Consider the following 20,223-nt stretch of genomic DNA (forward strand, 5'->3'; position numbering starts at 1 on the left):
GCAGAACCCGTCCGAGAAGCGTGAATACCGCATGGAGGAGCTGGCCCGCCTGGCCGGCATCACGGTGCGCACCCTGCGCTTCTACCGCGAGCGCAAGCTCATCCCGCCGCCCCGCCGCGAAGGCCGCATCGCCTGGTACGACGACCACCACCTGGCCCGGCTGCGCACCATAGCCGCCCTCCTGGAACGCGGCCACACCCTCAGCGGCATCGCCGAACTCGCCGAGGCCTTCGACCACGGCCGCGACGTCGGCGACCTCCTCGGCCTCGGCGCCCCGACCGAGGAGACCCCCGTCCGCCTCACCCCCGAGGAACTCGCCGACCACTTCGCCGGCCAGGCCACCCCCGAGAACCTCGCCGCCGCCATGGAACTCGGCTACCTCGGCACCGACGGCGACGAGATCGTCCACATCAGCCGCCGCCTGCTGGACGTCTCCGCCACCCTCGTCCACGAGGGCATCCCCCTCGCCGAGGTCCTGGCCGCCGCCAAACGCGTCCGCGAACACGCCGACGCCCTGGCCGACCTCTTCGCCGGCCTGATCCTCCGCCACGCCCCCGCGGACCACGTCCACCGCCTCCGCCCCCTGGCCCGCAGCGTGGTCGAGGCGGAACTCTCCCTGGCCCTGGACCGCCGTCTCCGCTAGCCGGCCCCGGGAGCGAGACCGCCCTACAGGTCGTACACGACCGTGACGGGCGCGTGGTCCGACCAGCGCTCCGCGTGCGTGGCCGCGCGCTCGACGTACCCCTTGACCGCCTTGGCCGCGAGACCGGGCGTGGAGACGTGGTAGTCGATCCTCCATCCCGTGTCGTTGTCGAAGGCCCGCCCCCGGTACGACCACCAGGTGTACGGCCCGTCCACCTCCGGATGCAGTGCCCGTACGACGTCGACGTATCCGCCGGCCTCCGGGGTGAGGACCTGGGTCAGCCAGTCGCGTTCCTCCGGCAGGAAACCGGAGCTCTTGGTGTTGCCACGCCAGTTCTTCAGGTCGGCCCGCTGGTGGGCGATGTTCCAGTCGCCGCAGATCAGCACCTCGCGGCCGTCGGCGGCGGCGCGCTCGCGCAGTTCCTTGAGGTAGGCGAGGAACTCGCCCATGAAGCGGATCTTCTCGTCCTGCCGCTCGGTGCCTGCCTCGCCGGACGGGAGGTAGAGGGAGGCGACGGTCACGCCTGGGAGATCCGCCTCGACGTACCGGCCGCTGCCGTCGAACTCGGCCGAGCCGAAGCCGACACGTACCCGGTCGGGTTCGCGGCGGGTGTAGAGCGAGACGCCCGCGCGCCCCTTCGCGGCGGCGGGGGCGTGCACCACGTGCCAGCCCTCCGGCTGCCGTACGTGCTCGGGCAGCTGCTGCGGCTCCGCGCGGACCTCCTGGAGGCACAGCACATCGGCGTCGGTACCGGCCAGCCACTCGACGAAGCCCTTCTTCGCGGCGGCACGCAGCCCGTTCACGTTCACGGAGGTCACAGTCAGCACCCCGGCACGATACCGGCACACTGGACGAAGTCCAGATTCGTCGCCTGCATAGAAGTACGATGCCTCACATGAATATACGCCGCGTCCCCTTCGACCACCCCGACGCCGTCAAGCTCAACGACGAGGTCCAGGCCGAGTACCACGAGCGCTACGGCGACGGCGGCGATGCCACCGTGCTCGCGCCGGAGGACTTCGAGCCTCCGAACGGCGTGTACTTCATCGGGTACGACGAGCTGGGCCGCGCCGTGGCCACCGGCGGCTGGCGCCGCCAGGACAGGAACGACGAGGGCAACGAGGACGGCGACGCGGAGCTGAAGCGGATGTACGTGATCAGGGAGATGCGCGGCCTGGGACTCGCCCGGCGGATGCTCACCGCCCTGGAGGAGGACGCCCGCGCGGCCGGCCGCACCCGCATGGTCCTGGAGACCGGCACCGAGCAGCCGGAGGCCATCGGCCTGTACACCTCCAGCGGCTACGAGCCGTGCGCCAAGTTCGGCTACTACCGCTTCTACGAGTCGAGCCGGTGCTACGCGAAGGCGTTGTGACGCCTGCCACTTGAGGGCCCGTCACGGGCCCTCACCAGGGCAGGAAACACGATAGAGCCCCGTCGGTCTCCCGACGGGGCTCTATGCTGCGTGGACCTGAGGGGATTTGAACCCCTGGCCCCCTCGATGCGAACGAGGTGCGCTACCGGACTGCGCCACAGGCCCTTGCAACGAGTGAAACTTTAGCACCCCGATCGGCCTGCCCGGAAATCCGCTCCGGTGGGGCCGCCGGGAGCCCCTACTCGTTGGCCGCGCGGGGCCGGTCCCCGTCCTCGTACTGGTCGAACAGCGGCGTACGCCCCCGCTCCCGCGCCCGCCGCGCCGAGGCGGCGCGCCGCGCGTCACTGCGGCCGGCGCCCTCCGGGCGGTCGCCCTCGCGGTCCGCCTCCCCGTCGTCCGGATCCTCCGGGGACGGCTCGCCGGCCGCCCGGGTCTCCTCCTCGCGCGCGACGGAGCTCGACCGCGCCGAGCTCCACGCGTCCGGCGACCCGAGGTCGACGTCGGCCGTGGCGCGCGGCGCGACCGGCGCGGTCACATACGTCGGCAGCGGCACCGGGACCGGCTCCCAGCTGTCCCCGTGCCCCGGCCGCCGCTGCCGCTCGCGCTGCTGGTCGACCCACTCGGCGTGATCGGTCTGCTCGACGAGCGCCCGCCGGTCCGCGGCGAGCGCCGACAGACCCGGGTCGGACTCCGGTTCAGGGCCTTCGTCGGGGTCGTCGCTGTCGGTGGGCGCGGAGGGCTGCCGGCGCGGCTGGCGCGCCCGCTCCCGCAGCCGCCGCGCGGCGTCCTCCGCGCGGCGCCGGTCCATCTGGTACGTGAAACGGCGGCGTTCCTGGGAGCGCAGATAGGCGATGTACGCGCTGAGCAGCACGGCGGGCACGGCGGGCGCCCACAGGAAGGCGAGGCCTCCGACGGCGGCGACGACCGAGCCCAGCGTGAAGGCGAGGAAGAGCATGACCGTGGTACGCCGGCGGCGCGCAAGGACCTTCGAGCGCCGGGCGCGTGCCGCGGCGGCCTCCGCTCCGGGCGCGCGCCGGGCGCCCGGCACCTGCTTGCGCGCGGGTGTGGCGCCGGACGGGTGCCCGTCGGCGTGCGCGGGGGCCCGTTCGCGTGCCGGTTCCGACCGCTCGGCGACCCGCGCCGGCAGGGGCGCCTGGGTCTGCGGGCGGGTCGGGGGCACGGCGAAGGCCCGGACGTCCACCGAGTCGGTGACGGCGTCCGGATCGCTCACGGCGGGCTCCCCCTCGTCGGCGGAGCGCGCCTGCAGGTCCTTGGCGTACCGGCGCTCCATCCCGGCCCGTCCGGACAGCAACCGGATGGCTGTGCTGAAGCGTTCCGTCGGACGGGCCTCGTTCAGCTCGTCCTGCCTACGGAGCCACATCGGCACCAAGTAGGCGGCCCAGGCCCCGACGATGACTGCGTAGATGAGGCCGCTGCTGCTCACGCCTCACACGGTAGAGGGGTTTGCGTGAGGCCATCCGCCAATTGAGCCGGTGTGTCGCACGATCTGGCTGATATTTCGAGCTTTTTTTGCGATCGATGCGATCAGCGGTCCGCTTCGGTGGTGAATTCAAAGACCCGATCCGGTCACCGGGGATCAATTTCGAACGTATATTCAATTACTGCTGCGGGCGCGGCTGTGCCGCCACCGGTTCAGCAGCCCGTCGGGCACTTCCTCCGCGGTGAGCGCGAAGACGAGGTGGTCGCGCCAGGCGCCGTCGATGTGGAGATAACGGGGCCGCAGCCCCTCCTCGCGGAATCCGAGTTTCTCCACGACCCGGCGGCTGGGGCCGTTCTCCGGGCGAATGCACACCTCCACGCGGTGCAGTCCGACCGTGCGGAAACAGTGGTCCACGATGAGCGCCACGGCCGTCGGCATCACGCCGCGGCCGGCCACCGCCTCGTCCACCCAGTAGCCGATGTGCCCCGAGCACATCGAGCCCCAGGTGATACCGGCGACCGTCAACTGCCCGACCAGCCGCCCCTGGTACTCGATGACGAACGGCAGCATCCGGCCCGCGTTCGCCTCGGTGCGCAGATGGCGGACCATCTGGCGGTAGGTCGGCCGGTGGGTGACCGGTCCGCCGGGCCCGGGCGGCGGGATGGTGGCCTCCCAGGGGCGCAGCCAGTCCCGGTTGCGCCGGTTGACCTCACGCCAGGCCCGCTGGTCGCGCAGCTTTATCGGCCGGAGGACGACATCGTCTTCGACCAGCTCGACGGGCCAGGACGGGTGACCGTTCAGCTCACACCCCCAGGGTGTCCGGCGCGGCCGTCACCGCCCGGCGCGAACGCCCCGCCGGGCCCGGGATGGTCGCCGCCGCGGATCTGGTCGACGGCGTGCCTGAGCAGCGGCTCCAGCACGGCGAGCCCGTCCCGCACCCCGCCGGTCGAACCGGGCAGGTTCACGATCAGGGTGCCACCCGCCACGCCGGCCAGGCCCCGGGAGAGCACCGCGGTGGGCACCTTGTCGCGGCCGTACGCCCGGATCGCCTCGGCGATGCCCGGGACCTCGCGGTCGAGCACCGCGCGGGTCGCCTCGGGGGTGCGGTCGGTGGGCGAGATGCCGGTGCCGCCGGTGGTCACGATGACGTCGTATCCGGCGTCGACGGCCGCGCGCAGCGCCGCCTCCACGGGGTCCCCGTCCGGGACGACCTGCGGTCCGTCGACGGCGAAGCCGAACCTTGCGAGTCCGTCGGCGACCAGCGGGCCGCCCCTGTCCTCGTAGACGCCCGCGGCGGCCCGGTTGGAGGCGGTGACGACCAGCGCGCGGTACGGCGCCGTGCCCGACGGAGCGGGCGCGCTCACGCCCGGCTCCAGTCGCCCGACTTGCCGCCCGTCTTCTCCTCCACCCGTACGTCCGTGATGACCGCTCCCTTGTCGACCGCCTTGACCATGTCGATCACGGTGAGCGCGGCGACGGAGACCGCGGTGAGGGCCTCCATCTCGACGCCCGTGCGGTCCGTCGTCCGCACCGTCGCGGTGATCTCCACGGCGTCGTCCGCGACCGACAGGTCCAGTGTCACACCGGAGAGCGCGAGCGGGTGGCACAGCGGGATCAGGTCGGGGGTGCGCTTGGCCCCCATGATCCCCGCGATCCGCGCGGTGGCGAGGGCGTCACCCTTGGGGACCCCTTCACCGCGCAGCAGCTCGACCACGCGGGGCGAGACGAGGACGCGTCCGCCGGCGCGGGCGGTGCGGACGGTCACGTCCTTCTCCGACACGTCGACCATCCGGGCGGCGCCCGCGTCGTCGATGTGGGTCAGTCGGTCCTGCGTACTCATGCTGTGCCGCTCCCGGTCCGGGCCCGTGCGGTGCGGCGCGCGGGCCAGTTGTGCGCGACACGGTACCGCCAACCCCGGGGGGTCAGCCGAGCAGGACCACCTCGACGTCGGTGCCGGGCGCGACGGACTCCACGTCCTCGGGGACGACGATCAGCGCGTCGGCGCGCGCGAGGGCCGCGATCAGATGGGAGCCGGCCCCGCCGACCGGGGTCACCGTGCCGTCGGCGTAGGTGCCGCGCAGGAACTGTCTGCGGCCCTTCGGCGAGGTCAGCGGCTTGTCCGCCGTCAGGGTGGCGCGGGCGGTCGGCCGGTGCACGTCGGTGAGGCCCATGAGGGTGCGGATCGCGGGGCGGACGAACAGTTCGAAGGAGACATACGCCGACACCGGGTTGCCGGGCAGGGCAAGGAGCGGGGTGTGGTCGGGGCCGATGGAGCCGAAGCCCTGCGGCTTGCCGGGCTGCATGGCGAGCTTGCGGAACTCGACGCCGCTGCCCGGCTCGTCCTCGTCGGCGACGTGCGCGAGGGCCTCCTTGACCACGTCGTAGGCGCCGACGCTGACGCCGCCCGTGGTGACCATGAGGTCGGCGCGCACCAGCTGGTCCTCGATCGCGGTGCGCAGCGTCTCGGCGTCGTCGGCGACGGCGCCCACCCGGTAGGCGATGGCTCCGGCGTCGCGCGCGGCGGCGGTGAGGGCGAAGCTGTTGGAGTCGTAGATCTGGCCGCCGGCCAGCTCCTCGTCGGGCTGGACGAGTTCGCTGCCGGTGGACATCACCACCACGCGCGGGCGGGGGCGGACCCGGACCGTGCCGCGGCCGATGGCGGCGAGCAGCGCGATCTGCGGCGGGCCGAGGATCGTGCCGGCGTCGAGGGCGCGGTCACCGGCCTGCACGTCGCTGCCCTTCGCGCGGACGTGCGCGCGTGCCGCGCACGGCCGGTGCACGCGCACCTGGCCGCCGGCGCCCTCGGGGGCGAGGCTGCGGGCGCGCATCCCGGCGACGGGGCCCTCGCCGAGGCCGCCGTCGGTCCACTCCACGGGGACCACGGCCTCGGCGCCGGGCGGCAGCGGGGCGCCCGTCATGATGCGGGCGGCCTGGCCGGGCCCCACCTGGAGGAGGCCTGCCTGGCCCGCCGCGACGTCCCCGACGACGTCGAGGACGGCGGGGAACTCCTCGCTCGCGCCCGCGACATCCGCGACCCGCACCGCGTACCCGTCCATGGAGCTGTTGTCGAACGGCGGCAGGGAGACCGGCACCGTGATGTCGTCGACCAGGACGCAGCCCTGGGCGTCGAGCAGGTTCAGCTCGATGGGTTCGAGGGGGCGGACGGTGGCGAGGACGTCCTCCAGGTGTTCGTCCACCGACCACAGGTGGTCCTGGCCGGTGGCGTGGGGCGCGGCGGTGCTCAAGGTGGCTACATCTCCTCGGTGACGTAACTGCGGAGCCAGGTCCGGAAGTCCGGGCCCAGGTCTTCACGTTCGCACGCGAGTCTGACAATGGCACGCAGGTAGTCGCCGCGGTCGCCGGTGTCATAGCGGCGGCCCTGGAAGACCACACCGTGCACCGGGCCGCCGATCTTCTCGTCCTGCGCGAGCTGCTGGAGGGCGTCGGTCAGCTGGATCTCGCCGCCGCGGCCGGGCTCGGTCCTGCGCAGTATGTCGAAGATGTGCGGGTCGAGGACGTACCGGCCGATGATGGCGTAGCTGGACGGGGCGTCGGCCGCGTCGGGCTTCTCCACCAGGCCGTTCACCTTCACCACGTCGCTGTCCGCGGTGGCCTCGACGGCGGCGCAGCCGTAGAGGTGGATCTGCTCGGGCGCGACCTCCATGAGCGCGACGACGCTGCCGCCGCTCCGCTCCTGCACCTCGATCATCCGCCTGAGCAGCGGGTCGCGCGGGTCGATCAGGTCGTCACCCAGGAGGACGGCGAAGGGCTCGTCGCCGACGTGCGGGGCGGCGCACAGGACGGCGTGGCCGAGGCCCCTGGGGTCGCCCTGGCGGACGTAGTGCATCGTCGCGAGGTCGCTCGACTCCCGCACCTTCGCGAGCCGTTCGGCGTCACCCTTCTTCTCGAGGGCCGACTCCAGCTCGTAGTTGCGGTCGAAGTGGTCCTCCAGGGGGCGCTTGTTGCGGCCCGTCACCATGAGGACGTCATCGAGGCCCGCCGAGACGGCCTCCTCGACCACGTACTGGATCGCCGGCTTGTCAACGACCGGCAGCATCTCCTTGGGAGTGGCCTTGGTGGCCGGCAGGAACCGGGTGCCGAGGCCGGCTGCGGGAATGACAGCCTTGCTGATCCTGGGGTGCGACTGAGTCATGCCCGACACCATATCCGGAGCCTTTGTGAGGAATCTGAGGCTCCGGTTCGTTGGCGCTCATATGAGCACATTGGCACAGTACGGGAGTGACGAGTGAGCCACAACGGACCTTCGGCCGAGCCTGACAAGCGTGCGTTGCGACGGGATCTCATCGCCGTGAGGAACAGGTTGACGGCGGATGACGTGCGGGAATCCGAGGCGGCGCTGGCCGAGCGGGCGGGGGAGCTGCCCGAGCTGGCGGGGGCGCGCACGGTGGCGGCATATGTGTCCGTCGGAAGCGAACCGGGGACGCGCGCGCTGCTCGACGCGCTGCGCACGCGGGGCGCACGCGTCCTGCTTCCGGTCCTGTTGCCCGACAACGATCTGGACTGGGGCGAGTACGACGGTCCGGACTCGCTCGCCCGGGTCCGGCACGGCGGGAAGATGGAACTCTTGGAGCCCGTCGGCGACCGCCTCGGCGCCGGCGCGGTGACCGCCGCCGACGCGGTGCTCCTGCCGGGGCTCGCGGTCGACGCGCGCGGCATGCGACTGGGGCGCGGCGGCGGATCGTACGACCGCGTCCTGGCCCGTCTGGAGCGCGCGGGCGCCCACCCGGCGCTGGTGGTGCTGCTGTACGACACGGAGGTCGTCGAGCGCGTCCCGGCGGAGGCGCACGACCGGCCGGTGCACGCGGTGATCACGCCGTCCGGGGTGCGCCGCTTCCGTCCGCCCCGAGGCTGAACCCGCGGGGGAAGGGAAAGGGCCCTCCACGCGCGCGTGGAGGGCCCTTCCGGGCGGTGCGACGTCAGCGGCTCACGGCTTGAGCACGAGCGTGTCCTGCGTGCTCTCGTCGACCGCCTTCTCCGAGAAGGCCCACGGCAGCAGTTCGCCCTTGGCCCACTTGCCCGTCTGGTCGGTGTAGTGGGCGCTGTAGGCGTGCCCGGAGGCGCCGGTGAGGTTGATCCACCGCGACTTGTCGAGGTCGCCGAGATTGACCACCATCCGCATCGACGGCACCCAGACGACGCCGTAGCCGCCGGCGGCGTTCCAGCCGGTGGCGTTGACCGTGGCCTCGCCGCCGCTGAGCTTCCAGGGGCCGCGGTTCAGGGCGTACCGGAGGAAGCCGGGGCCTTCGGTGCCGAGGGTCTGGTTCTTCAGGAACAGGCGGTGCAGCCGGCCCCAGCTCCAGGTGTCGATGTCCTTGCCCAGCTTGGCGGTCAGCTCCCAGCGGGCGTCGATCATGGCGCGCTTGAACAGCTCGTCGCGGTTGTCCGCGCCGGGGCGGGTGCCGTTCTCGGGCGTCGTCCACCAGTCGCTGTCCTGGTCCTCCATCAGGGTGCGGACCACCTCGAACCAACGGTCGCCGCCGTCCGGCTGCGCCTGGCCGGCGTCGCGCCGGCCGCACTCGCGGACCCGGCGGTCGTCGTCCACCGGCCCGGTGGTGTCGACCGGCTCGACCCACAGGCACTGGCCCTTGACGCGCAGTTCCTTGGGCAGCTTGTTGCCGAAGGCGAGCTTGAGGACGTTGCGCCAGACGGCGTTGAAGTAGGCGGCAGCCGCGGAGTCGGCGTCCTGGGTGTAGTCCCAGCCCTCCAGCAGCTTCTGCGCCTCGCGGACGTCCTTGTCGCCGACGTCGATCTTCAGCAGCTGGGGCACCAGCAGCTTGGCGATCTCGCTGCTGTTGTCCGTCTGCATCAGACGCATGTCCTCGGTGGAGATCTTGCCGTCGCCCTTGATCTTCGACTCGATCAGGTCGGTGATCCGCTGGCTGCGGGTGCCGTATCCCCAGTCCGTGGTGAGCGTGTACGGGTAGTCCTTGCCGACCGCGGCCTGGTTGGCGGTGACGATGTAGCCGCGCTCCGGGTTGTACTCGTAGGGCAGTTCGTCCTGGTCGATGTATCCGGTCCAGCGGTACTTCGAGTCCCAGCCGGGCGCCGGGACGGAGCCGTCGTGGTCCTCCGCGCGCGTGGGGATCCGGCCGGGCAGGGTGTAGCCGATGTTGTTCCGGGTGTCGGCGTAGACGAGGTTCTGCGAGGGCACCTCGAACCGGGCCGCCGCCGCGCGGAACTCGTCCCAGTCGGCCGCCTTGTCCATCGCGAAGACGGCGTCCATGGTGGTGCCCGCCTCCAGCGCGGTCCAGCGCAGGGCGATGCCGTAGCCGTCGCCGCGGTCGGGGGCGGCGGTGTCGACGCCGGCCTTCTTGCCGACCTGCACCAGCTCGTCGTCGCGGTCGGAGAGCAGGGGGCCGTTGTTGGTCTCCCGGACGACGATCTTCTTGCTGGCGCCGCCGGCGACCTTGATGGTCTCCTCGCGGGTCTTGAAGGGGACCACCTTGCCGTCGTACAGGTAGCCCTCGCCGGTGAGCTTCTCCAGGTAGAGGTCGGTGACGTCGACGCCGGAGTTGGTCAGGCCCCAGGCGATGTCCTTGTTGTGGCCGATGACCACACCGGGCATGCCCGCGAAGGTGTAGCCGGAGACGTCGTACTGGCACTTCTCGGAGACCGTGCGGCAGTGCAGGCCCATCTGGTACCAGACGGACGGCAGCGACGGCGACAGGTGCGGGTCATTGGCGAGCAGCGGCTTGCCGGTGATGGTGTGGGCGCCGCCGACGACCCACGAGTTGGACCCGATGCCGTTGCCGTTCACGCCGACGGCCGTGGGCAGGTCGTCCAGGATCCGGTACAGACCCGACAGCTGGGTCTGGAGGGCGTCCGTGCCGGCACCGGTCCCCTCGGTGCCGGTCCCTTCGGTGCCGGTCCCTTCGGTGCCAGTGCCCTCGGTGCCGGTCCCTTCCGTGCCGGTCCCCTCGGTGCCGCCGGACGTGTCCGAGCCGTCACCCTGCTCGAACGTCTGCGTGAGTTCGTCGTACTGGCCCTCCTGGACGATGGCCTTGTTCCGGTCGTACGGGTACTCCGGGTACAGGTCGTCGATCTGCTTCGGGCCGAGGCGGCTGGTCATCAGGGCGCGGTCGATCTCGTCCTGCATGTTGCCGCGCAGATCCCAGGCCATCGCCTTCAGCCAGGAGACGGAGTCGACCGGGGTCCACTCCTGGGGCCGGTAGTCGTTGCTGAAGCCCAGGGCGGCGTACTCCAGGGAGATGTCCTCGCCTTCCTTGCCCTTCAGGTAGGCGTTGACTCCCTTGGCGTAGGCCTGGAGGTACTTCTTGGCGGAGTCCGACAGCTTGGTCTCGTACTCCTGCTTCGCGATCCGCTCCCAGCCGAGGGTGCGCAGGAACTCGTCGTTGTCGATCTGGCTCTTGCCGAACATCTCCGACAGGCGCCCGGCCGTCATGTGGCGGCGGACGTCCATCTCGTAGAACCGGTCCTGCGCCTGGACGTAGCCCTGCGCCATGAACAGGTCCTCGTCGGAGGAGGCGTAGATCTGCGGGATGCCGTTGCCGTCCCGCTTCACCTCGACCGGCCCGGACAGGCCGTCGAGCGTGAGTGAACCCTTGGTCTGCGGGAAGGAGGCACGGACGGTGCTGACGGTCCAGTACGCCCCGTAGGCGACGCCACCGATGATGGCCAGCACCAGCACGAGCACGATCAGCCGGGCTTTGCGCCCCTTCTTCCTGCCGGACTTGCCGGGCTTCTGACCCGTTGAGGCGGTGGTGTTGGGGGGCATCGCTGTCCTTGCTGTCCTAACGCGAGCGGCAGGCGGTCCTGGAGTGCTGGAGCAACCATAGGCGCAGGGCCCACTCCCCCTTGACGCGGAGTCGGGAACCAGCGCGCACGGACGTTCGATCTTGCCTTGGCGAACGTCAAGAAATCGTCAAGAGTTAGGTAAGGTAACGAAGTAACTTGTGCGGAGTGGGCTCGACTCCGTGTCGGATTCGTACACGAGTGTCCACGCGCGCGTGGGGCGCGTGAACCAGGGAAGGGAACGGCCGCTGACTGTCCACCACCTCAACCAGCTCCTGCTCGTCTGCTCGATCGTCCTGCTCGTCGCCGTCGCGGCGGTCCGGGTCTCGTCGCGCAGCGGGCTCCCCAGCCTGCTCGTGTACCTGGGGATCGGCGTCCTCATGGGCCAGGACGGGATCGGCGACATCCACTTCGACAACGCCGAACTCACCCAGGTCATCGGATACGCGGCCCTCGTCGTGATCCTCGCCGAAGGCGGTCTGGGCACGAAGTGGAAGGAGATCAAGCCGGCCCTGCCGGCCGCCTCCACGCTGGCGCTGGCAGGTGTGGCGGTGAGTGTGGGGGTCACCGCGACGGCGGCCCACCTGCTGATCGGGCTGGAATGGCGGCAGGCCCTCATCATCGGGGCGGTCGTCTCCTCGACCGACGCGGCGGCCGTCTTCTCGGTGCTGCGGAAAATACCTCTCCCCGCGCGCGTGACGGGCACCTTGGAAGCCGAGTCCGGCTTCAACGACGCGCCCGTCGTCATCCTGGTGGTCGCCTTCTCCACGGCCGGCCCGGTCGGGCACTGGTACGTCCTGCTCGGCGTGATAGCGCTGGAGCTGGCCATCGGCGCGGGCATCGGCCTCGCGGTGGGCTGGCTCGGCTCCTGGGGCCTGCGGCACGTCGCCCTGCCCGCCTCCGGCCTCTACCCGATCGCCGTCATGGCCATCGCCGTCGCGGCGTACGCGGCCGGCGCCTTGGCGCACGGCAGCGGCTTCCTCGCCGTCTACCTCGCCGCCATGGTGATGGGCAACGCGCGGCTGCCGCACTGGCCCGCCACCCGCGGGTTCGCCGACGGCCTCGGCTGGCTCGCCCAGATCGGCATGTTCGTCCTGCTCGGCCTGCTGGTCACGCCCTCCGAGCTGGGCGACGACATCGTGCCCGCGCTGCTGATCGGCCTCGTGCTGACCATGGTGGCGCGCCCGCTGAGCGTCGTGCTGTGCCTGACCCCGTTCCGGGTGCGGTGGCAGGAGCAGACCCTCATGTCCTGGGCCGGGCTGCGCGGCGCCGTGCCCATCATCCTGGCGACCATCCCGATGGTGAGCGGTGTGGAGGGCAGCCGCCGCATCTTCAACATCGTCTTCGTCCTGGTCGTCGTCTACACCCTCGTCCAGGGGCCGACGCTGCCCTGGCTCGCCCGCACGCTGCGCCTCGGCGACGACTCCGAGGCCGCCGACCTCGGCATCGAGTCGGCGCCCCTGGAGCGACTGCGCGGGCATCTGCTGTCCGTGGCGATCCCCGAGGGGTCGAAGATGCACGGCGTCGAGGTCCACGAGCTGCGGCTGCCCGCCGGATCGGCGGTCACCCTGATCGTCCGGGACGGGACGTCGTTCGTGCCGCTCCCCTCGACGGTGCTGCGGCGCGGCGACGAGCTGCTGGTCGTGGCCACGGACCCGGTCCGCGGCGCCGTGGAACGACGCCTGCGCGCGGTGGGCCGCGGCGGCAAGCTGGCCGGCTGGCTCGGGACGAGCGGGAACGGCGGCTAGGGCCTTTCCAGCGAGCACGCCTTGACCCCCGCTTCGTAGGCCGGGGCACGCATGGTGCCGCTTTTCACAGGTGCGACGCGCGTAGATTTGCGTATCATAAAGGTGCACCACACCAGATCGAACCAACTCTGCCTGACGCAGAGCTGGCGCGACCGTATGGCGGCCGGCCCGCTCCCCGCAGTGAGCGCCCGGTATCTACCGCAGTTCCGCGCAAGAGGACAGCTCTCGGCGCCGGCCCCCCACCCGCAGGGGCCGCGCTACCAGGCGGCAGAAAGGCACGGGCCGTGGCGTCCGCGGTCACCACCGAGCCGTCGAAGGACACGACGGCGCCCTCCCGCCCGGGCTACGGGCAACTGCTGCGCACGCGCGGCGCCTGGACGTTCCTGCTCCCCGGCTTCGCGGCGCGCCAGCCGTTCGCCATGCTCACGCTCTCCATCGTGCTGCTGGTGCAGCACACCACCGGCTCCTACGGCGCGGCGGGTGCCGTCGCCGCGGTCACCGGGGTCTCCATGGCGGTCTTCGCGCCCTACAGCGGCCGCCTCGCGGACCGCTTCGGCCAGCGCGCCGTACTGGTCCCCGGCGTCCTGGTGCACACCGTCTCCGGCCTCACCCTCACGGCGCTCGCGCTGGCGCACGCTCCCTTGTGGGCGCTGTTCGTGGCGGCCGTCCCCGCCGGCGCCTCGGTGCCGCAGGTCGGCCCCATGGTGCGCGCCCGCTGGGGCGTGAAGCTCCAGGGCTCGCCCCTGATGACCACCGCCGCCGCCTTCGAGTCCGTCACCGACGAGCTGACCTTCGTCGTGGGCCCGCTGCTGGCGACGGCCCTGTGCACCGCCGTGGATCCGGCGGCGGGCCTGGTCACCGAGGCCGCGCTCACCCTGGTCGGCGGTCTGCTGTTCGCCGCCCAGAAGAGCACCCAGCCGGCGGTCGCAGCGAGCGGCCACGCGCGCGTGGAGCACGCTTCGGCGCTGCGCGTGCCCGGCGTGCGGGTCCTGATCGTGGCCTTCCTCGGCATCGGCTCGGTCTTCGGCGGCATGCAGGTGTCGCTGGCCGCGTTCACCGAGTCGATCGGCGAGCCCGGACTGAACGGCGTCCTGTACGGCATCTTCGCCGCCGGCAACATGCTCTCGGGCATCGTCTGCGGCGCCATCGCCTGGAAGGCGGCCCCCCAGCACCGACTGGTCGCCGGTTACGCGGCGCTCGCGCTGGCCGCCTCCGGACTGTGGGCCGCCCACTCGGTGCTCGTCCTGGCGGGCCTCGGCCTGCTGGTCGGCATGTGCATCGCGCCCGCCCTGATCACCGGCTACACCCTGGTCGACAGCCTGGTCCCGGCCGGTGCCCGCACCGAGGCCTTCACCTGGCTGACCGGCGCGGTCGCGCTCGGCCAGGCGGCGGCCGTGACGGCCGCCGGACAGCTGGAGGACCGCTTCTGGGACGGCGCCGGTTTCCTGGTGCCGCTGGGCGGCACGGTGCTCGCCCTGGCGACCCTGGTGGCGCTGCGCTCGCGGCTCGCGGCGCGGTCCCCCGCCCGGACCGTCGCGCGTGGCGTGGGTCACCGCTCGCCGGTGACAGTGGACTGATCCGCTGGAATACGTCACTATGGACCGTCGTTAGCACTCATTGAGTGAGAGTGCCAGGAGGAAGACAGTGCCGACCTACCAGTACCAGTGCACCGAGTGCGGCGAGGGCCTCGAGGCGGTGCAGAAGTTCACCGACGACGCCCTGACCGAGTGCCCCAGCTGCGGTGGCCGCCTCAAGAAGGTGTTCTCCGCGGTCGGCATCGTCTTCAAGGGCTCCGGCTTCTACCGCAACGACAGCCGCGGCTCCTCGTCGAGCAGCTCGCCGGCGTCGTCGAAGTCGTCGGACTCGAAGTCGTCGGACTCCAAGTCCGCGACCTCGTCCTCGGACTCGAAGTCGTCGAGCTCCAGCACCTCGACCGGCACCGCCGCGTAGCGCGTATCACCGCGTCTTCGCGAAGACCCCGCACGTCTCCTGGACGGCGGGGTCTTCCGCGTTCCCGGAGTCCTGCGCGTTTCCCGGGTCCTCCGCGTTTCCCGGGTCCTCCGGTTTCCCAGGTCCTCCTGTTTCCCCGCTAACTACGGTTTCCCCGCTTCCTCCGGCTTCCCCGTTCCTCCGGCTTCCCCGTTCCTCCGGCTTCCCCGGGCCCCTCCCTGGGCGCGGACCGCGACGGCTAGTGTGCTGGTCATGGCGAACGCAGAGAGCGCAAGGGTCGCGGAGACCGACGGCAGCGCGGAGATCGGTGTCATCGGCGGGTCCGGCTTCTACTCGTTCCTCGAGGACGTGACCGAGGTGCGGGTGGACACCCCCTACGGGCCGCCCAGCGACTCCCTCTTCCTCGGCGAGATCGCCGGCCGGCGGGTCGCCTTCCTGCCCCGTCACGGCCGGGGCCACCATCTGCCGCCGCACCGGATCAACTACCGGGCCAACCTCTGGGCGCTGCGCTCGGCCGGGGTGCGCCAGGTCCTCGGCCCGTGCGCCGTGGGCGGCCTGCGGCCCGAGTACGGCCCGGGCACGCTGCTCGTCCCCGACCAGCTGGTCGACCGTACGAAGGCGCGCGTGACGACGTACTTCGACGGGTTGCCGCTGCCGGACGGCACCGTGCCGAACGTGGTGCACGTGTCCCTGGCCGACCCGTACTGCCCCGTCGGCCGGGCGGCGGCCCTGAAGGCGGCGCGCGGCCGGGACTGGGAGCCGGTGGACGGCGGCACGCTGGTCGTCGTGGAGGGGCCGCGGTTCTCGACCCGTGCCGAATCTCTGTGGCACCAGGCGCAGGGCTGGTCGGTGGTGGGCATGACCGGCCACCCCGAGGCGGCGCTCGCCCGCGAACTGGAACTCTGCTACACCTCGCTGACCCTGGTCACCGACCTGGACGCGGGCGCCGAGACCGGTGAGGGCGTCTCGCACGACGAGGTACTGCGGGTGTTCGCGGCGAACGTGGACCGGCTGCGGGGCGTGCTCTTCGACGCGGTCGCCGCGCTGCCCGCGAGCGCGGAGCGGGACTGCCTGTGCACGAAGGCGCTGGGCGGGATGGATCCGGGGTTCGAGCTGCCGTAGCAGGGCTGTGAAGCTGCGGACGTGCTCGTTCCGGTGAGGGAGTTGTCCACAACCGAGCGGTAGTCCACCGGGCTCGGCGGGCGGCGGCGCGAAGCCTCATCGTGGGGTCGAACCGATCGCTCGTCGAAGGTGGTGGCCCCCGTGTCCCTCGCTCCCTCGCCCGCTCCCCTGTCTCCCCGCCCTCCCGGCACCGACGTTCCCGCCACATGCGAGGTGCCGCACTTCGCTCCCATCCGGGTGCGCGGCGGACGCCATCGGCTGCGGCGGCTCGTACGGCACCGGCAGCGGGCGCTGGCCACCGGGCTCGCCGTCACCGCCGCCGCACTCCTCGCGGCCGGCTCGCGCGCCCCCGTGGAGCCGCCTCCCGGCGACCGGGCCCGCGGGCACCCGGTGGCGGACCCGCTGCCCGGACGGTCCGCCGCGGCGCGGGTGACCGCGCCGGTACGGATCGCGGACGCGGCCACCGTACGGCTGCTGCGGCCCGGCGACCGGGTCGACGTGATCGCCGCGGAGGATGCGGCCACCGGCGGCGAGGCCCGCGTGGTCGCGCGCGGGGCGCGGGTGACCGAGGTGCCCGAACCGCTGGACGGCACGGCGGACGGCGTCTCGGACCACTCGGTGGACGGCGGCGCGCTGGTCGTGCTGTCGGTCCCCCGGGCCACGGCCGCCCGTCTGGTCGGCGCCAGTGCGACGGCCCGGCTGGCGGTGACGCTGTGCTGAACCGGGGCGGGCACCTGCCGCGCGGGGCGCTGTCAAGTCGCTCGTCGGAGGGAGGGCATTGGACACGCCGACCGCACCGTGACGTAGGTTGCGGAGCGTTTTGTTCCACACCGTGCGCGTGCGAGGAGAGGCCCCCAGGTGAGCGAGAAGAAGGAACCGAGTGTCCTGCAGGGCTTCAAAGCCTTCCTGATGCGCGGGAACGTCGTCGACCTGGCAGTGGCGGTGGTCATCGGCGCCGCCTTCACCAACGTCGTCAACTCGGTGGTGAAGGGGATCATCAACCCGCTGGTCGGCGCGATCGGCACCAAGAATCTCGACAGCTACAGCTCGTGCCTCAAGGCCCCGTGCGAGGTGGCGGCGGACGGCACCGTGCGCGACGGCGTGCCGATCATGTGGGGCTCGGTCCTCGGCGCGACGCTCAGCTTCCTGATCACCGCGGCGGTCGTCTACTTCCTGATGGTCCTGCCGATGTCGAAGTACCTGGCGCGGCAGCAAGCCCGCAAGGAGGCGAGGGAGGGGACCAAGGAGATCGTCGAGGTGACCGAGCTGGAGGTGCTCAAGGAGATCCGCGACGCGCTGGTCGCGCAGCGGGGGCCGGGCCGCGCGGAGTCGTAGCGGCGGCCCACCAGGGTCCGCGGGCGGCGGCCCGCCGGGCCCGGCCGGCTCACAGGTGGTGCGGCGGCTTCTCGTCGAGGAAGCGCTTCAGGTCGTCCGCGGCGTCGCCGTCGCCCCGCCGTTCGCCCCAGCCCCGGTCCGTGTCGTCGGAGGACTGCTCGTCCAGCGGGTCGTCGAAGATCAGCGCGGCCTTGGGGTCGCGCGGCTCGGGGGTGGAGGCGGTGCTCATGCCCCCAGGGTACGGCCCCAGACAGGCGTTCCTGTGGGGCTACGGCTACTACCTGATCTTCGCCTCGGCCGCCGCGATCGGCGCGGGTCTGGAGGTGTCGGTCGAGCAGGCGATCGGCAAGGCGCACATCTGCACGCTGTCCGCCGCCGCGGTGGCCCTGCCGACGGCGCTCTGTCTGCTGACCGTGTGGGCGCTGCACTCCCGGCACTTCACGGTGGGCATCGTCCAGCAGGCGGTGCTGCCGACACGCACGGCGGGGCGGGCCAGACTGGCCCCATGACGCTCATGACGGTTGACGCACTGACGGACGTGGCGGGCCTGCGGGTGGGCCACGCGACGCGCACCGGCGACGGTTGGCTCACCGGCACCACCGTGGTCCTCGCCCCGGAGGGCGGGGCCGTCGCCGCCGTGGACGTACGCGGCGGCGGGCCCGGCACCAAGGAGACCGACGCGCTGGACCCCCGCAACCTGGTGCAGAAGGTCGAGGCGATCGTGCTCACCGGTGGCAGCGCCTACGGGCTCGACGCGGCGTCGGGGGTGATGGCCTGGCTGGAGGAGCGGGGGCGCGGAGTGCGCGTGGGGGCGGGCCCCGCGCACGTCGTGCCGGTGGTGCCCGCCGCGTGCGTCTTCGACCTGGGGCGCGGCGGCGACTTCCGGGCCAGGCCGGACGCGGCCGTCGGCCGGGAAGCGGTCGAGGCCGCGGCGGCGGGCGAGCCCGGCGCGCCGGTGCGGGAGGGATGCGTGGGCGCCGGGACGGGGGCCGTGACCGGCGATCTGAAGGGCGGGATCGGCACCGCGAGCGCGGTGCTCGACTCGGGGATCACGGTGGCCGCGCTGGTGGTGGCCAACGCGGCGGGCTCTGTGGTGGATCCGGAGACGGGGGTGCTCTACGGGGAGTTGTTCGAGGGGCGCGTGGACTATCCGGAGGCGGGTGTCCACGAGGCCGCGCGGCGGCGCCTCGCCGAGGCGGCGGCCAGGAACGTACCTCCGCCGCTCAACACGACCCTGGCGGTGGTCGCCACCGACGCCGGCCTGTCGAAGGCCCAGGCGCAGAAGCTGGCCGGCACGGCACACGACGGGATCGCGCGCGCCGTACGGCCGGTGCACCAGCTCAACGACGGCGACACGGTGTTCGCGCTGGCGACCGGGGCGCGGGCGCTCGACGCGGACAGCCCGCTCGCGCTCAACGAGATCCTCGCCGCGGGCGCGGACCTGGTGACGCGCGCGATCGTACGGGCCGTGCGCGCCGCGCGACCGGTGGACGGACCGGGCGGAATCTGGCCCTCTTACGGGGAGCTGTACGGTCGTACCGACCGACGGCTTCGGTGACGAACACCGCTGCCACCAGGTGTTTCTGGCGGATCGTCGGATCGTGTGGAAACTTTCCGCGCCGTCGGCTCGTTTTCCCCGCGTACGTTTTCCCGGTTCCCGGACACGATGTCCGACCGAGGGGCTACGGTATGCACCCACAAGGTGACATGCAGCAACGCCGGGAGAAACCTTGAGCGTTCCGTACGAGACCGCAACGTACGAACCACACGAGTCGCCCGAGTCTCCGGAGGAGCATCTCGCACGGTTGCTCGGCCGCGCGCTGAACTCGTTCGAGCTGCCCGACGAGACGGTGAGGCGCCTCGACGGTGCGCTGGCGTACGACAGTTCGCTGCACTCCGCGCACCACAGCGCGGGGCTGCATCGCGAGACGTACCGGCACACCTGGCTGCTCGCCGACGGCTCGGCGCTCACGCTGTGGGAGCTCGTGCACAACACCGCGCGAGGCCGTGCGGCCCAGCATGAGGTGTACGTCGACGAGGAGGAACTGCGCGCCGCGACCACGCGGCTGCCGCTGCCGCCGGACGCGCCGGACTTCGAACTGCCGGTGCTGGTGCAGCCGTCGCCGCTGCCGGGTCCGCGGCACGCGTATGTGCCGGACGACTCGGCGGACCATGCGCGCCGGCTGCTGCGCCGCGCGGAGAATCCGGACCGGCCGGGCGCGGAGACGGCGGCGCTGCTGGCCACGGCGTGCGCGCACCAGATCACCCAGGCGTTCGGCCGCCCCTGCCGTGCCGGCCGCGCCGGTCTGGGCTTCTCGCTCTACGAGCACGCGTTCCTGCTGAATGACGGCGCGGAGATCTCCCTGTGGGAGGTGGAGCACACCGCCACGCCCGACGGGCGGCACATGTGCGAGGTGTACGCCTCCGAGGAGGCGGCGCGGGAGGCGATGGAGCGCCGGGCGGCGCAGCTGTCCTGAGCCCCGGGCCGCCGGTGGCTCAGCCGCCGTCGGCGAGTCTGCGGACCAGGACCGCGAAGGCGGCCTGTTCCGCGGGGGTCAGTTCGACGCGCTCCAGGCGGGGAGCGGTCTGCCGCTGTTGAGGGAGTGCGGCGAGGGGATGTGCGCCGGTGCGTACGCCGGCCCACGCGCCGGCTCCCGTGGCGGCTCCCGTGGCGGACTCGGGGCGTCCGCGGCGCGGCATGCGGGTCAGGCCGATCACCCAGGCCGCGGCCGCCAGGGCGAGGACGGCGACACCCGCCCACTGGAGGATCGAGACATGCTCAGGCATGTGGTCCAGTAGACACCACGGTCCGGGACTTAGGCCCCGGACCGTGATCTAT

At 72.2% G+C, this 20,223-nt stretch carries 21 protein-coding genes, 1 tRNA gene and 1 pseudogene; 12 read left to right on the forward strand and 11 right to left on the reverse strand.

What is annotated here, in order from left to right; translation table 11 throughout:
* Positions 1-31 precede the first annotated feature (31 nt).
* Positions 32-643 (forward strand): MerR family transcriptional regulator, encoded by a 612-nt coding sequence (locus tag VE614_RS17795; RefSeq protein ID WP_324937756.1) that lies wholly within the window; start codon positions 32-34, stop codon positions 641-643.
* 23 nt (positions 644-666) lie between these two features.
* Here VE614_RS17795 and VE614_RS17800 read toward each other — a convergent pair whose 3' ends face one another.
* The gene (locus VE614_RS17800) at positions 667-1,461 is read right to left on the reverse strand and encodes an exodeoxyribonuclease III (RefSeq protein WP_324937758.1); all 795 of its coding nucleotides are present in this window, start codon (positions 1,459-1,461) and stop codon (positions 667-669) included.
* 77 nt (positions 1,462-1,538) lie between these two features.
* Between VE614_RS17800 and VE614_RS17805 the strand changes: the two genes are divergently transcribed.
* Positions 1,539-2,015 (forward strand): GNAT family N-acetyltransferase, encoded by a 477-nt coding sequence (locus VE614_RS17805; protein ID WP_324937630.1) that lies wholly within the window; start codon positions 1,539-1,541, stop codon positions 2,013-2,015.
* A gap of 91 nt (positions 2,016-2,106) precedes the next feature.
* On the opposite strand, the gene VE614_RS17810 is transcribed toward VE614_RS17805, so the two are convergent.
* The 7 genes from VE614_RS17810 to galU form a co-directional block, all read right to left on the reverse strand.
* Positions 2,107-2,180: transfer RNA gene (locus VE614_RS17810), tRNA-Ala, on the reverse strand.
* A 73-nt stretch (positions 2,181-2,253) separates the two neighbouring features.
* On the reverse strand, positions 2,254-3,459 hold the full coding sequence (gene glpR, locus VE614_RS17815) for a gephyrin-like molybdotransferase receptor GlpR (protein WP_324937631.1): 1,206 nt from the start codon (positions 3,457-3,459) through the stop codon (positions 2,254-2,256).
* A 171-nt stretch (positions 3,460-3,630) separates the two neighbouring features.
* Positions 3,631-4,257: a GNAT family N-acetyltransferase gene (locus tag VE614_RS17820; RefSeq protein ID WP_414719594.1), complete on the reverse strand. Its 627-nt coding sequence runs from the start codon at positions 4,255-4,257 to the stop codon at positions 3,631-3,633.
* Positions 4,254-4,820, reverse strand: a complete 567-nt coding sequence (locus VE614_RS17825; RefSeq protein WP_324937633.1) for a MogA/MoaB family molybdenum cofactor biosynthesis protein — start codon at positions 4,818-4,820, stop codon at positions 4,254-4,256. Before VE614_RS17825 ends, VE614_RS17820 begins: the two co-directional genes overlap by 4 nt.
* Positions 4,817-5,296: a cyclic pyranopterin monophosphate synthase MoaC gene (moaC, locus tag VE614_RS17830; protein ID WP_324937635.1), complete on the reverse strand. Its 480-nt coding sequence runs from the start codon at positions 5,294-5,296 to the stop codon at positions 4,817-4,819. The genes VE614_RS17825 and moaC overlap by 4 nt, the downstream gene beginning before the upstream one ends.
* An 82-nt stretch (positions 5,297-5,378) precedes the next feature.
* Positions 5,379-6,701: a gephyrin-like molybdotransferase Glp gene (gene glp, locus VE614_RS17835; RefSeq protein ID WP_324937637.1), complete on the reverse strand. Its 1,323-nt coding sequence runs from the start codon at positions 6,699-6,701 to the stop codon at positions 5,379-5,381.
* A 5-nt stretch (positions 6,702-6,706) separates the two neighbouring features.
* Positions 6,707-7,609, reverse strand: a complete 903-nt coding sequence (gene galU, locus VE614_RS17840; protein WP_324937639.1) for a UTP--glucose-1-phosphate uridylyltransferase GalU — start codon at positions 7,607-7,609, stop codon at positions 6,707-6,709.
* A gap of 93 nt (positions 7,610-7,702) precedes the next feature.
* Between galU and VE614_RS17845 the strand changes: the two genes are divergently transcribed.
* Positions 7,703-8,329 carry a 5-formyltetrahydrofolate cyclo-ligase gene (locus VE614_RS17845; protein ID WP_324937641.1) on the forward strand — a complete coding sequence of 209 codons (627 nt, stop codon included), beginning with the start codon at positions 7,703-7,705 and terminating at the stop codon, positions 8,327-8,329.
* 72 nt (positions 8,330-8,401) lie between these two features.
* Here the strand turns inward: VE614_RS17845 and VE614_RS17850 are convergent, their stop codons facing one another.
* A complete protein-coding gene (locus VE614_RS17850) occupies positions 8,402-11,212 on the reverse strand; it encodes a penicillin acylase family protein (protein ID WP_324937643.1) in 2,811 nt (936 codons plus the stop codon).
* A gap of 232 nt (positions 11,213-11,444) precedes the next feature.
* Here VE614_RS17850 and VE614_RS17855 point away from each other — a divergent pair, with 232 nt between their 5' ends.
* From VE614_RS17855 to mscL, 6 genes are all read left to right on the forward strand, one after another.
* On the forward strand, positions 11,445-12,977 hold the full coding sequence (locus tag VE614_RS17855; protein ID WP_414719590.1) for a potassium/proton antiporter: 1,533 nt from the start codon (positions 11,445-11,447) through the stop codon (positions 12,975-12,977).
* Between the two features lie 284 nt (positions 12,978-13,261).
* Positions 13,262-14,554, forward strand: a complete 1,293-nt coding sequence (locus VE614_RS17860; RefSeq protein ID WP_324937647.1) for an MFS transporter — start codon at positions 13,262-13,264, stop codon at positions 14,552-14,554.
* Between the two features lie 67 nt (positions 14,555-14,621).
* Positions 14,622-14,927, forward strand: a complete 306-nt coding sequence (locus VE614_RS17865) for an FmdB family zinc ribbon protein (RefSeq protein ID WP_324937649.1) — start codon at positions 14,622-14,624, stop codon at positions 14,925-14,927.
* Between the two features lie 252 nt (positions 14,928-15,179).
* Complete coding sequence (locus VE614_RS17870) at positions 15,180-16,049, forward strand: S-methyl-5'-thioadenosine phosphorylase (protein WP_324937651.1); 870 nt, start codon at positions 15,180-15,182, stop codon at positions 16,047-16,049.
* 141 nt (positions 16,050-16,190) lie between these two features.
* Positions 16,191-16,769, forward strand: a complete 579-nt coding sequence (locus tag VE614_RS17875; RefSeq protein WP_324937653.1) for an RcpC/CpaB family pilus assembly protein — start codon at positions 16,191-16,193, stop codon at positions 16,767-16,769.
* A gap of 138 nt (positions 16,770-16,907) precedes the next feature.
* On the forward strand, positions 16,908-17,384 hold the full coding sequence (mscL, locus tag VE614_RS17880) for a large conductance mechanosensitive channel protein MscL (protein WP_324937655.1): 477 nt from the start codon (positions 16,908-16,910) through the stop codon (positions 17,382-17,384).
* 49 nt (positions 17,385-17,433) lie between these two features.
* On the opposite strand, the gene VE614_RS17885 is transcribed toward mscL, so the two are convergent.
* Positions 17,434-17,613, reverse strand: a complete 180-nt coding sequence (locus VE614_RS17885; protein ID WP_324937658.1) for a hypothetical protein — start codon at positions 17,611-17,613, stop codon at positions 17,434-17,436.
* Between the two features lie 19 nt (positions 17,614-17,632).
* Between VE614_RS17885 and VE614_RS17890 the strand changes: the two are divergent.
* From VE614_RS17890 to VE614_RS17900, 3 genes and pseudogenes are all read left to right on the forward strand, one after another.
* Positions 17,633-17,860, forward strand: a pseudogene (locus VE614_RS17890) (low temperature requirement protein A); the annotation flags it as partial.
* Positions 17,861-17,898: 38 nt separating this feature from the next.
* On the forward strand, positions 17,899-18,942 hold the full coding sequence (locus VE614_RS17895; protein WP_324937761.1) for a P1 family peptidase: 1,044 nt from the start codon (positions 17,899-17,901) through the stop codon (positions 18,940-18,942).
* 172 nt (positions 18,943-19,114) lie between these two features.
* Entirely contained in the window at positions 19,115-19,861 is a 747-nt protein-coding gene (locus VE614_RS17900; RefSeq protein WP_324937660.1) for a DUF6227 family protein, read from the forward strand.
* A gap of 19 nt (positions 19,862-19,880) precedes the next feature.
* Here VE614_RS17900 and VE614_RS17905 read toward each other — a convergent pair whose 3' ends face one another.
* Complete coding sequence (locus VE614_RS17905) at positions 19,881-20,171, reverse strand: hypothetical protein (protein WP_324937661.1); 291 nt, start codon at positions 20,169-20,171, stop codon at positions 19,881-19,883.
* Positions 20,172-20,223: the final 52 nt, after the last annotated feature.

Origin of the sequence: Streptomyces sp. (assembly GCF_035645055.1) — a bacterium.
Lineage (GTDB): Bacteria > Actinomycetota > Actinomycetes > Streptomycetales > Streptomycetaceae > Streptomyces.